Here is a 12,635-nt window from a genome sequence, read left to right on the forward strand (position 1 = left end):
GCCCGATCCGTTGGGCAGGTCGCGCTTACTTCGCTTTCTCGATCCAGACGTCGCGGAAACCGTCATTCACGCCAAAGGCAGTGTTGACCGGATTTTTGATGTTGCAGCGATAGATCGTTGGGAAACCCAACTCGAGCAACCACAGGTTGGGCACGTCGCTGACGATCTTATCCTGGATCGCCTTGTAGGCTGCCGCTCGGTCGTCCGGGTTGGCCATCAGCGCCGCCTCGTCGAACATCTTGTCGACCTCGGGGTTCTGGTAATTGGCCACGTTGTTCCAGGGGCTGCCGGCCTTGGCGTTGGTGCTCATGTAGGTCCGCGAGACACCAAGGGCCGGATCGCCGTACTGGTAGAGGTAGGTGAAGGCGAGGTCAAAGTCGCGGTCACTGACCTTCTGGTTCCAACCCGCAACGTCCGAGGGCACCAGTTCCACTTTCATCCCGATCTCGGTCAGGTTCTGCTTCACCGCTTCGGCCCAGCGCTGCCAGGTTTCGCCATAGGGCAGGCCCAGAAGGCGGATGGTTTCGCCGTTATAGCTCGACTCGGCGAGAAGCTTCTTCGCCTTTTCCGGGTCATAGGAGATGTCCGGCGTAGAGTCGGAATAGAACCGCGTCGAGGACGACAGCGGACCGGTGGCCACCTTGCCCAGACCGTTCCAAAGTGCGTCCTTGGCAAATTCCCGGTCCAGCGCGTGCATCATCGCCTGGCGAACCTTCACATCGTCCAGAGGCTTGTTGTTCAGGTTGATCCAGAGCCACGACAGCGGACCGAAATACTCCCAGCCCTTGTCGGTGATGCAGGTGTTCTCCATGTCGCGGATGCGCGGCACATCGAAATTCTCGACAGACCCGCCCGGCAACACATCGACCTTGCCGGTTTCATAGGCCACCGCACGCGATGCGGCATCCGGAATCACATGGTAGTAAACCTCGTCCACATAGGGTTTGCCCTCCATGTAGTAATCCGGGTTCTTGACCAGGTGGATGTAACTGCCCTTGACCCATTCGTCGAACTTGAACGGTCCTGTGCCGATCGGCGTGTTGTTCGCCGGATTGGCGGCGAAATCGGTGCCCTCGTAGATGTGCTTCGGAATCATCGGCGCGGTGCCAGGCTCGAAGATGCCGATGAACGGCCCGAAGGGCTGCTTCAGATTGAAGACAACCGTATGGTCGTCGGGCGTATCGATGCTCTCGACATGCTGCATGTAGGTCCGCATGCGGGAATGCGTTTCCCGCAGGAACGTGTCCATCGAAAATTTCACATCCGCCGATGTGAACGGCGTTCCGTCATGAAAGACGACCCCTTTGCGCAGCTTGAAGGTGTAGGTCTTGCCGTCTTCCGAAATTTCCCAGGACTCGGCCAGCTGCCCGGACGGAGTGAGGTTCGAGTCATATCGCAGCAGGCTTTCATAGATATCGCCCGCAACCATCTGCGTGGGGCCGTTCTGAACCAGACCCACCATCAGCCCTGGCGGTTCAGGCTGGATAACGACGTTCAGCGTGCCGCCAGGTTGCGGCGTGCCGTCTTGCGCAGCCATCGGGCCCACCAGCACAAAGCTCGCCACCACGGCCGCAATTGCAATCTTGAGTTCTCTTAGCATTGATCTTCCCTGTCGTTGGTTTTGATTGAATTCGGTTGCCCCTACCCGCACCAGACAAAGCAGTCGGTGCCAGGCTCACGAGTCGTCACGCTCGCTTCGGGCTCAGTTCAGCGTTTTGATATATGCGACGATCCCCTCTCTTGCGGTTATGATGTCTTCCCGCATGGCATCGCGGGCGCGCTCGGAGTCACCGTTCGCACAAGCGGCGACGATGATGTGATGACGTTTGACCATATCCTGCGTCGCCGTTGAGTAATAGCCCGACAGCAATGGCCCCATTCGGAGCCAGAGCTGCCCCAGCATGCTCAACAGCACCGGCATGTTGGCGATTTCCGCAAGCGCGAAATGAAACTGCTGGTTCAGCTCGTTCGCCTGCAACCACCGACTGGCGTCAATCGCTTCGGCGTTCCGCTCCACAAGGCGTTGAAGCCGCGCAACATCTTTCTCCCCCGCGAGCACAGCGGCACGCTCTGTGGCCAGTCCCTCAAGTTCAGCGCGGATGCGCGAGATCTCGAGATATTCATCAACTGACAGCACTGGCACACGCACGTCTCGCACTGTGCGCTGTTCCAGCGCGTTGTCACGCAGCAGCCGCTGCACGGCATCCCGAACGGGCGTGGAACTTGTACCCAGAGCGTCAGCCAGCCCGCGAATTGTAATCTTCTGATTCGGACGCAACTTGCCGCGCATCAGGTCCTGGCACACCCGCCGATAGATCGCGTCACCCAGCGAGTCCTTGCTGATCTCTTTCATGTTCGCCTCGGCCCCCGCATTCACGGTGAACGACCTATGCCGCTAATTTTGATGCATCATGCATCATGTGAGTTGATGCCGCAAACTAAAACTGCGATGGTGAAGTTGATCGCGCGCACATCAATCTGCCTGCCGCGACTTCCAAGAACAGTCAGGGAAGGTCTGAACGTGAAAGCCTTTTTCGATGCCCGCCAGTTGGGTCATGCACCCAATATTTATTTCCGACGCGGCGCTGCAATGCCACATCAGGAACAACCCCGCCGGGCGGAATTGCTTCGTGACATGCTGATCGCCGAAAATTTCAGCATCAGCGCCCCGCGCGATCATGGGTTGGCGCCGATCAAGGCAGTGCACGACCCCGATTACGTCGACTTCCTGCCTACGGCCCACGCCCGTTTTGTCGCCGACGCCGGCCCGGATGCGCTTGCGATTCCTACAGCCCATCCAGGTCGCCGCCGCGGGAAGGAACCGAAGGATATTCACGGCCAGATGGGCTGGTGGATGACCGACACCTCGACTCCGCTGACCGAAGGCAGCTGGGATGCCGCATACTGGTCGGCCCAAACCGCCATCGAAGGCGCCGAAGAGATCCTGTCCGGCGCACGCGCTGCCTATGCGCTGTGCCGGCCGCCCGGACATCATGCCATGCGCGACGGCGCCAACGGCTTCTGTTTCTTTAACAACGCCTGCATCGCCGCACATCATCTGACGCGCAAGTTCCGAAAAGTGGCACTCATCGACGTGGACGTGCACACCGGCAACGGCTCGCTCGACATCCTCTACGAACGCGGCGACATCTTCTTCTGCTCGCTCCATCCGGACCCCAGGACCTATCCCACGTTCTATCTCGGCCATGCCGACGAAACCGGCGAAGGGGAAGGTGAAGGCGCCTCGATGAATATTCTTCTGGAGAAGGGTGCCAGCGAAAGCGATGTCCTGGCCGCGCTGGACAGGGGCCTGTCCGCAATCCGTGATTTCGGGGCCGAAGCGCTCGTGGTTTCGCTGGGCTTCGACATGGCCGCCGACGATCCGCTGGCCGCCGTCGCCGTCTACCCGGAAGGTTTTGCCGAGATGGCCCGGCGCCTGGCCGCAATGAAGCTGCCCACCGTGCTGGTGCAGGAAGGGGGCTATTTGGGACCCTCGCTGTCCGACAACGCGCGCGCGTTCCTCACCACCTTCCGCGAGGCAATTCGATGACCTCGAACCCCGACGACATGAACGGCGCCGAAAGCGTGTTGCGCAGCCTTCACGCCGAAGGTGTCGATGTATGTTTTGCCAATCCCGGCACCTCGGAGATGCAGTTCGTCGACGCTTTGGACCGCACCAGGCTGATGCGCTGTGTGCTCGGACTGTTCGAGGGCGTGGTGACGGCCGCTGCCGACGGCTATGCCCGCATGGCCGGCAAACCGGCGGTGACCCTCCTGCACCTCGCGCCCGGCTTTGCGAATGCCGCCGCCAACATCCACAACGCGCGCAAAGCGCGGGTGCCGATGTTGAACCTTGTCGGGGATCATGCCCTTCGCCATCAGAAATACGACGCGCCGCTCTCGGCCGATGTGGAAGGTGCCTGCAGACCCTTCAGCGACTGGGTTCGTTCCGGCCGCGATGCAGCAAGTTTTGCCGCCGACGCGATGGAGGGCCTCGCGGTCGCAAAGGGCAGGCCGGGCCGGATTGCCACATTGATCGCACCCGCAGACATCGGATGGGATGCGGGCGGAAAGATTGCCAAGCCGGTGACACCTGCGGCAGCAGCGCCGCTCGACGAAGATGCGGTGTCCGGAGCCATCGCCGCGTTGGAAAGCGATGACCGGACGGTGATCATCGCTGGCTTTTCAGTGCTCGAGGACACGGTCGCGCTGGCGCTCCTGCAAGGCATCGCCGAAAAGACCGGGGCCGATATTCTCGCCCCGTCCGCGAACCGGCGCATGGAGCGTGGCCACGGCCGGGTGGCGGTTAAGAAGATCCCCTACCCGATCAACGAAGCGCTTGAGACGCTTGCCCCATATGGCCGCGCCATCCTGGTCGAAACCCAACCACCTGTGGCATTCTTTGCCTATCCCGGCAAACCCAGCCTGCTGCTGCCCGAAACCTGCAGGATAACGGTACTCGCGGATGTTGACGGCAATGGCCCGGAAGCCATCGCAGCGCTTGCTGACCGGCTTGGCGCACGCCCCGTGACCCCGCGCGACGCGGCACCGCCGCCCGTACCGCAGGCGGGAAAGCTCACCGCCGAGATCATCGGCGCCATCCTGTCCAACACTCTCCCCGAAGGCGCAATCGTCATCGACGAAGCCGTCTCGTCGAGCGGCACCATCTTTCCGTCCGGCGACAGCGCGGCGCCCAACTCCTGGCTGGCATTGACCGGAGGATCGATCGGCATCGGCATTCCGCTTTCGGCGGGGGCGGCCATCGCCTGCCCCGACCGCCCGGTGATCACGCTTCAGGCCGATGGATCGGCAATGTACACGTTGCAGGGCCTGTGGACGCAGGCGCGCGAAGGGTCGAACGTGACCACCGTGATCCTCGCCAACCGTGCGTACGACATCCTGAAGGCCGAACTGCACAATGTCGGCGCCCAACCGGGCCCCGACGCGCTGAGCATGCTCAACCTCGACCGGCCCGAGCTGGATTTCGTGGCGCTCGCCAAGGGCATGGGCGTTCCGGCACGCCGGGTAGAGGATGCGCAGGACTTCATGCGCACTCTGAAACACGCGATGTCCGAACCCGGCCCCTTCCTGATAGAAGCCGTGATCTGACACGACAGTCCAAAGGACCTTTCATGACACTCGACCCTGCCCTGCGCGACCGTATCAAGACAGCCGTTTCGGACGGGTTTGACGACCAGGTCGCTTTCACGCAGGCGCTTGTCAGGATGCCATCGCTGCGCGGGCGCGAGCATCCGGTACAGGATTTCCTTTTCTCGGAACTGCGCAAGCGCGGCCTGGCAATGGACCGTTTCGGAATGGACCGGACTGCCATCGCTGCGCATGAGGGCGGTTCGAAATTCTCGGACGACCATTCGGATGCCCCCATCGTGGTGGGCATCCACCGGCCGCGCAAGGAAAGCGGCCGCTCGCTGATCCTTCAGGCGCATGTCGACGTGGTTCCCGTAGGCCTGCCGGACATGTGGTCCGACCCGCCCTTTTCCGGCAAGATTGCCGGCGACTGGATGTTTGGCCGGGGCGCGGCAGACATGAAAGCGGGAGCCGCCGCCAATATCTTCGCGCTCGATGCGCTGCGCAGCATCGGTCTTCAACCCGCTGCCACGGTCTACGTGCAATCCGTCGTGGAAGAGGAAAGCACCGGCAACGGCGCGCTTCAAACCTTCCTGCAAGGCTACACCGCCGATGCGGTGCTGATCCCCGAACCCGAGGACGAAATGCTGGTGCGCGCCAACACCGGGGTGCTCTGGTTCCAGGTGCAGGTTCGCGGAGTGCCAGTGCATGTGCGCGAAATGGGCGAAGGCGCCAACGCGATCGACGGCGCAAATCGCGTGATGGCCGCCCTGCGCAAGTTGGAAGCCGATTGGAACGCCGACAAGGTCAACCATCCCCACTTCGAGGCCGAGGATCACCCCATCAATCTCAATATCGGCAAGATCGAAGGCGGCGACTGGGCCTCGTCCGTGCCCAGCTGGTGCAACATCGACTGCCGCGTATCCATCTATCCCGGTCGCAGCGCCGAGGATGCGGCGCGGGAAATCCAGGACCGTATTGCCGCCTTCGCCCAGGGCGATGCGTTCCTGTCAAACAACCCGCCACAGGTGGTGTTCAACGGGTTCTTTGCCGAAGGCTATGTGCTGGAGCCGGGCAGTGACGCGGAAGCCGTGCTTGGCCGGGCCCATGAGGCCGCCGTCGGTTCCCCGCTCAAGTCGTTCATGACGGCAGGCTACCTCGATACCCGCGTCTACGCGCTCTACAACAAGATCCCGGCACTCTGCTACGGCCCGGTGTCCCGCAACATTCATGGGATCGACGAATGCGTAAGCCTGTCGTCGGTCAAGCGTATCACGACTGCCATGGCGCTGTTCATCGCCGAATGGTGCGGCGTCGAACCGGTGGAGTCCTGATGAGTCCTCCTCCAGGTGTAATCCCGGACGTGCAGTCCGATCTTCTGGCTCATGCCGCACTGAACATATCGTCCGAACAGGCGGCTGAACTGGCCAACGATCTTTTCGATGTAAGAGGCGAGGTGCATCGGCTCAACGCAGAGAAAGATGCCAATTTCCGCATCACGCCCGAGGGCGGCCCGCCGGTTCTTCTCAAGATCACCAACGCCGCCGAGGATCGAGCGGTAACCGAGATGCAGACCGCCGCCTTGATGCATTTGGCGCAGGTCGATCCAGGCCTTCCCGTACCGCATGTCCTTCCCGCCCGAAACGGAGCGCCATCGCAACTGGTCACATTGTCCGACGGGCGGGAGCATGTGGTGCGCCTGCTCACCTTCCTCCAGGGGACCACGCTCAGTTCGGCCAAGGCCGCCTCTGCCCTCCATTTTCGCATTGGGGCTCTGCTGGCGCGGTTGACCATCGGCCTGCAGGGGTTCAGCCATCCCGCAAGCGACCACGTTCTGCTCTGGGACATAAAGCAGGCGCACCGGCTGCGTCCGATGCTTGATGCGGTAGAGGAGACTGATCTGCGCCAGCGCCTGACGCGCCTGATCGACCAGTTCGAGGATGAAGTCGCGCCACGCCTGAAAGACCTCCGCGCTCAGGTGGTCCACAATGATTTCAACCCCCACAATCTGTTGGTCGACACCCCGGCCGCAAACTGCCTGACCGGGGTGATCGATTTCGGCGACATCGTGCGGACGCCAATTGTCTGCGACCTGGCCGTGGCGTGTTCGTATCATGTGCAGGACGGCCCGGATCCAATGGCCGCCGTCGCCCGCCTTGTAGCAGGATACTGCAGCCATTTGCCCTTGACCGAAGAAGAATTCGCTCTGTTGCCCGACCTGATGCGACTGCGCCATGCCACCACGCTGGTTGTCGGAGCATGGCGCGCGCGCCGCTATCCCGAGAATGCTGCCTACATCCGCCGCAATGCAGCGGCATCCCTGCGCGGACTTACCGCGCTGGACCGGACGGGCAACCCTGCGGTCCTGGCCTCTCTGCACCCGGAACAGATCACATGACCATGATCAATGCCTTCGACCCATCCGGCGCCGATCGCCTCCCCCCCGAGGACCGCGCCCTGATCGCCCGGCGCGAAAAGGTGCTTGGTCCGGCCTATCGCCTGTTCTACGAAGAGCCGCTTCACATTGTCGAAGGGAAAGGTGTCTGGCTCTGGGACAAGCAGGGACGCAGGTATCTCGATGCCTATAACAACGTCGCATCCATGGGCCATTGCCACCCGCACGTTGTACAGGCCATTGCCGGGCAAACCGCGGTTCTGAACACCCACACCCGCTATCTGCATGACGGTATCGTCACCTATGCAGAACGCCTTCTGGCCACCATGCCCGACGCGCTGGGGCACATGATGTTTGCCTGCACCGGCTCCGAGGCGAATGACCTGGCGCTGCGCATCGCCCGGAGTGTGACCGGCCGGCAGGGGGTGATCATTACCCGGCTCGCCTATCACGGCGTCACCGAGTCGGTCTCCGAACTTTCACCGTCCCTCGGGGATTTCGTGCCACGCACGTCCCGTGTCCGCCTGATCGATGCGCCGAACGGACTGCGCGTTTCTCCCGGCGAACAGGGGGCCAAACTGGCGTCCGGCTTGGCACAGGCCATCGCCGAAATGCGGGCCGATGGCATCGAACCGGCGGCGTTTCTTGTCGATACGATCTTCTCCAGCGACGGGCTGTATCCCGACCCGGCGGGGTTTCTGAAACCCGCTGTGGACCTGATCCGATCCGAGGGCGGGCTGTTCATCGCAGATGAAGTCCAACCCGGGTTTGCCCGAACAGGCGACACGTTCTGGGGTTTTCAGCGCCACGACCTCGTACCCGACATGGTCACTATGGGCAAACCGATGGGCAACGGCTATCCCGTCTCCGGCTTGGCACTGCGGCCCGAACTGGTGCAGGAATTTGGCATGCGGGCGCGATACTTCAATACCTTCGGGGGCAACCCGGTGGCCGCCGCCGCAGGTATGGCCGTGATGGACATCATCCACGAGGAAGGGCTGCAGGAAAATGCCCGCCACACCGGCGCCTTTATCAAGAGCGGGCTGGAAGCGATCGCACGTCACCACGCCACAATAGCCCAGGTGCGCGGAGCCGGTCTGTTCCTCGCGGTGGAATGTGTCAGCGACCCGGACACGAACGCTCCCGATGCGGCGCTCGCAGCCTGCGTCGTCAACCACCTGCGCCGGAACGGCGTGCTGATCAGCGCCTCTGGCCCAGGGGCCAATATCCTGAAGATCCGACCGCCTATGGTGCTTCAGCAGGCCGAAGCTCAAATTCTTCTGGACGCAGTGAACGATGCCTTCGCAGATCACGCTGCGCACCGGGCGAGCTAGCCATGCTTCCATGTATCCTCATTCCCGGGGTCGGCCGTGAAGGGTCGAGTTTTTGCATGGCCATCTCCTGAAAAATATGAACTTCAGAAAAAATAGAGGGAAAACGGGATGTGCACGGACGGAACTGGAGGGGCTGCAAAGCCCACACTGCTTGTCGAAAACGCTCGGACGCGCGTGACCGAATGGCGCTTTGCCAAGCGCGGCGACAATACAGGGTGGCATCGGCACGAATACGATTACATCGTGGTTCCCATTCAGGACGGCATCCTCGAAATCTCGGATGCTGAGGGGAATATTTCCAAATCCCAATTGAAAACCGGCGTGCCCTACTTCCGGAGCGCCGGTGTGGAGCACGATGTGTTCAATGGCAGCGACGGTGAATTCGCGTTCATTGAGGTCGAGCTGCTTGAGGAACCTCAGTCTCATTCCTGAGCATGAATGGGTGATTGCGCGGTTGAACGCCTTCACGGTGCAGACCTGTTGTTCTCTGACAGGCTGGTCGATCCGGATGTGCTTGAACTGGCGCTGAGGGATGCTGAGCGGGTTTTTGTCGGCAAGCATGTGGGCACTCAACCGTGGCCGCGGGATCGGGCCATTCCCACCAATGGCTCCCTTGATGAGTTCGGCCGCGGCCGGTTGACGATCTTCGTCTTCTTCATCCTGATCAGCGAAGATGTTCGGACTGACCTTTTATGGCCCGGACGGCGACGAATGGCTTCACCAGCTGCTCACCCGGGAAAGCAGCGAGGTGATCGGAGCCCACAAAGTCCAGACCACGAACAGCAGGGCCAGGAACAGGATGGTCCCGCTGATCGGGCGGGTGAAGAAAACGGTCCAGTCCTGGTGCGAATTCGCCATCGACGTCAGGAAATATCGCTCGGCCAGCGGGCCGAGGATAACCCCAAGGACCATCGGCGCCGATGGAAAGCCGATCCGCTTCATCCCCCAGCCAAGAACGCCGAAGGCCAGACAGACATAGACGTCGAAGATATTGTTCCTGACGCCGAAGGCGCCGATGACGCTGAGCACGATGATGAAGGCGGCGAGGATCGCCGGCGGCGTCCGCATCAGCGTCGAGAAGATCTGAGCCACCCCGATCCCGGCCCCGATCATAAGAACATTGGCAATGATCATCGCTGCGAAGATGGTGTATACCATCGACGGGTCCATGATGAACAAGAGCGGGCCAGGATTGACCCCGTGCAGCATCATCGCAGCCAGCATGATCGCCGTGGCGGCACTGCCGGGAATGCCGAGCGTGAGCAGTGGCACCATCGCAGCGCCGGTTGTCGCGTTCTTGGCGGCCTCCGGCGCGGCCAAGCCCTCTTCGACACCGGTCCCGAACTCAGCCTTTCGCTTGGAGACCTGCTTTTCGACGCCATAAGCGATGACCGCACCGGGCGTCGCGCCGGCGCCGGGGATCATCCCGATCATGCAACCCAGACCGGTGCCGCGCAGGATGGCGCCCTTGACCTTGTAAATGTCCGATAGCCTAGGCTTTGCCCCCTGCCCGCCGGAATGCTTGGGGCGCAGATCCCGGTTGGTGGCGATCAGGTCGACCACCTCGCCGATGGCAAACAGGCCGATCATCACCACGACAAAGCGAATACCGCTTTCCATCTGCGGGATGCCAAAGCTGAAGCGCGCCTGCCCGTACAGCGGATCGACACCCACGGTGCCGACGGCGATCCCCGCCAGCAGCGACACGATTGTGATGATCGGCTGGTCCTTGGCAATCGCGATGACGCTGACCAATCCGAGGACCGTCGCCGCAAAGAACTCGGGCTGGGAAAACTTGAGCGCGAAACTCGCGAAGGGCGCCTAGAGGAAGGCCAACACAAAGGCACTCACCAGCCCGCCTGTGGCCGAGGCGGTCACCGCGATCATCAGCGCGCGCTTCACCTCGCCGCGGCGCGTCATCGGGTAGCCGTCCCATGTCGCCGGCAAGGACGCCGGTGTGCCGGGCACGTTGATGATGATGGCCGAGATCGACCCGCCAAAGACGCCGCCCACATAAATCCCGCCAAGAAAGAGCATCGATTGCGTGGGCTCCATCACATAGGTGAAGGGCAGCGCCATAGCCATCGCGTTGACAAAGGATATGCCCGGCAGCGCGCCCGCCACCACGCCGACCAGAAGACCGATCACGATGGTCGCGAATGCGGTAAATTGGAAAGCGGCATGAAATCCACCGGCGAGAAGTTCCAAAGAGTTCATGCGTTCATTTCCGTCAGTAAATCCCGAGCGCCTTGAGAAGCCAGATGCTGAACTGGTCGAAAATACCCCTCCCGCGGCTCAGCGGCATCAGCGAGATGCCCATGAAGACCCAAAGCAAAACCCAGGTACCGATCAATGACACCGGCAGCACCACCAGCGGCTTGCGCACCCCGCCATAGACGCACCAGATCGCGATAAAGGCCGCCGTGGTCAGTGCGAAACCGGTGAGCGGAAGCAGGATGCCGTACAGTACGATCAGGATGATCCCGATGACGGCCTTGCCGAACCGGTAAATCTCGTCGTCATCGGGCGCGCGAAGCGCCGACCGGCGGCCGGCCCGGCCAAGAACCCAGAGTTCGAGGCCGAGCCAGATGGCGGAGAACAGTGCGAGAGCGTTCAGTATGAGATCAGGCCAGGCGTCGGGCCCCAGCCCGGTCGTGACGGCGGGCTTGCCGCGCCAGAAGACGAAATTCTGCAGGACAAGCGCCAGCACGGCCAGCACCGCCGGCAAGAGTGCCGGAAGAAGCCGGACGACACCCGCAGTCTGGCCCGCTCCCGTTCGGTTGCGGCCCGGCGCCTCTTTGGCCGACTGGCGCGCGACCTCGGTCTTCATGACCCGAGTTGAGCCGCGATCAGGTCACGGAAATCGGAAATCATTGATTGCGCGGCTTCCCCGGTCACCGGTGTGATGCAGGAATAGGTCTTCTCGCAGAAGGCCTTCCATTCGTCGGAAGAAACCGCGCCGGTCACCGCGGTTTCCAGCTTGGCGACGATATCATCCGCTGTACCGGCAGCAACAGCGATGCTTCGGAAGTTGTCGAGCCCCGAGATGTCGACCCCAAGTTCTTTGGAGGTCGGCACATCGGGAAACTCCGGATGGCGCTCGCTTGAGAAAACCATCAGCGGGGTCAGCTGCCCGGCCTGGATGAACTGCGCAACGTCGCCTGGCTCTTCATAGATTGCCTGAGTGTGCCCGCCGATGGGCGAGGCATAGCGTTCCGCCGGCGCCTGGAAGGGCACGTTCTCCATCTTGTAGCCTGCCTTGTCGAGCAGCTTCAGCGTCACGTCGTCCTGCGTGCCATAACCCGAGGTCGCGACTGTGATCTCGCCCGGATGATCCTTGACATAGGCCAGCAGTTCTTCGGCCGTCTTGTGCGGACCGCTGGTGGGCACGAACAGGAACGACGGAGAGCTTTGAACCACCGCTATGACGCGGAAGTCGGCAGGTTTGTTATCGCCCAACCCCGAGGCCCAAGAAGCGACCGTCAACGAGATAAGCGTACCCATCGTATAGCCGTCCGCAGCATTCGTGCGCAGTTGGGTGAGACCCGCGTTCCCTGACGCACCGCCGACATTCGATACCGGGATCGGAACGCCCAGCGGCTGTTCCAGCAGCTTTGCCATCTGGCGGCCCATCACATCTGCACCGCCGCCGGGGCCGAATGTGACGATCAGTTCGATCGGACGGCTTGGATATTCATCCGCAGAAACAACTCCCGCGGCACAGATACCCGCCAGGATCGCCGCGCCCAGCGCCACATTCGCCTTCTTGAACATTTTCATCTGATTTCCTCCCATGGTTTTCGTTCTGTGTTGGTGGC

The 12,635-nt window shown here is 61.8% G+C and carries 10 protein-coding genes and 1 pseudogene; 6 read left to right on the forward strand and 5 right to left on the reverse strand.

The genetic code is table 11. From position 1 onward, the window contains the following. Positions 1–25: 25 nt before the first annotated feature. Positions 26–1,600, reverse strand: a complete 1,575-nt coding sequence (locus tag ACFO5X_RS03355) for an ABC transporter substrate-binding protein (protein ID WP_380715806.1) — start codon at positions 1,598–1,600, stop codon at positions 26–28. A 102-nt stretch (positions 1,601–1,702) separates the two neighbouring features. Then, positions 1,703–2,353 (reverse strand): GntR family transcriptional regulator, encoded by a 651-nt coding sequence (locus ACFO5X_RS03360; RefSeq protein ID WP_380715807.1) that lies wholly within the window; start codon positions 2,351–2,353, stop codon positions 1,703–1,705. Positions 2,354–2,521: 168 nt separating this feature from the next. On the opposite strand from ACFO5X_RS03360, the gene ACFO5X_RS03365 reads away from it, so the two are divergent. From ACFO5X_RS03365 to ACFO5X_RS03390, 6 genes are all read left to right on the forward strand, one after another. Continuing rightward, positions 2,522–3,550 (forward strand): histone deacetylase family protein, encoded by a 1,029-nt coding sequence (locus ACFO5X_RS03365; RefSeq protein ID WP_380715808.1) that lies wholly within the window; start codon positions 2,522–2,524, stop codon positions 3,548–3,550. After that, entirely contained in the window at positions 3,547–5,109 is a 1,563-nt protein-coding gene (locus tag ACFO5X_RS03370) for an acetolactate synthase large subunit (RefSeq protein WP_380715810.1), read from the forward strand. Before ACFO5X_RS03365 ends, ACFO5X_RS03370 begins: the two co-directional genes overlap by 4 nt. Positions 5,110–5,132: 23 nt before the next feature. Continuing rightward, positions 5,133–6,422, forward strand: coding sequence for an ArgE/DapE family deacylase (locus ACFO5X_RS03375; RefSeq protein ID WP_380715811.1), 1,290 nt, complete (start codon positions 5,133–5,135; stop codon positions 6,420–6,422). After that, positions 6,332–7,486: a phosphotransferase gene (locus tag ACFO5X_RS03380; RefSeq protein WP_380715812.1), complete on the forward strand. Its 1,155-nt coding sequence runs from the start codon at positions 6,332–6,334 to the stop codon at positions 7,484–7,486. The genes ACFO5X_RS03375 and ACFO5X_RS03380 overlap by 91 nt, the downstream gene beginning before the upstream one ends. After that, on the forward strand, positions 7,483–8,817 hold the full coding sequence (locus ACFO5X_RS03385; protein WP_380715813.1) for an aspartate aminotransferase family protein: 1,335 nt from the start codon (positions 7,483–7,485) through the stop codon (positions 8,815–8,817). The genes ACFO5X_RS03380 and ACFO5X_RS03385 overlap by 4 nt, the downstream gene beginning before the upstream one ends. A 108-nt stretch (positions 8,818–8,925) precedes the next feature. After that, positions 8,926–9,249, forward strand: a complete 324-nt coding sequence (locus ACFO5X_RS03390) for a cupin domain-containing protein (RefSeq protein ID WP_380715814.1) — start codon at positions 8,926–8,928, stop codon at positions 9,247–9,249. Positions 9,250–9,534: 285 nt separating this feature from the next. On the opposite strand, the pseudogene ACFO5X_RS03395 reads toward ACFO5X_RS03390, so the two are convergent. From ACFO5X_RS03395 to ACFO5X_RS03405, 3 genes and pseudogenes are all read right to left on the reverse strand, one after another. After that, positions 9,535–11,034: pseudogene (locus tag ACFO5X_RS03395) on the reverse strand (tripartite tricarboxylate transporter permease). 13 nt (positions 11,035–11,047) lie between these two features. Beyond that, positions 11,048–11,647 carry a tripartite tricarboxylate transporter TctB family protein gene (locus ACFO5X_RS03400; RefSeq protein ID WP_380715815.1) on the reverse strand — a complete coding sequence of 200 codons (600 nt, stop codon included), beginning with the start codon at positions 11,645–11,647 and terminating at the stop codon, positions 11,048–11,050. Continuing rightward, a complete protein-coding gene (locus ACFO5X_RS03405) occupies positions 11,644–12,597 on the reverse strand; it encodes a Bug family tripartite tricarboxylate transporter substrate binding protein (protein ID WP_380715816.1) in 954 nt (317 codons plus the stop codon). The genes ACFO5X_RS03400 and ACFO5X_RS03405 overlap by 4 nt, the downstream gene beginning before the upstream one ends. Positions 12,598–12,635: the final 38 nt, after the last annotated feature.

This window comes from Seohaeicola nanhaiensis, from assembly GCF_042654245.1.
GTDB lineage: Bacteria > Pseudomonadota > Alphaproteobacteria > Rhodobacterales > Rhodobacteraceae > Seohaeicola_A > Seohaeicola_A nanhaiensis.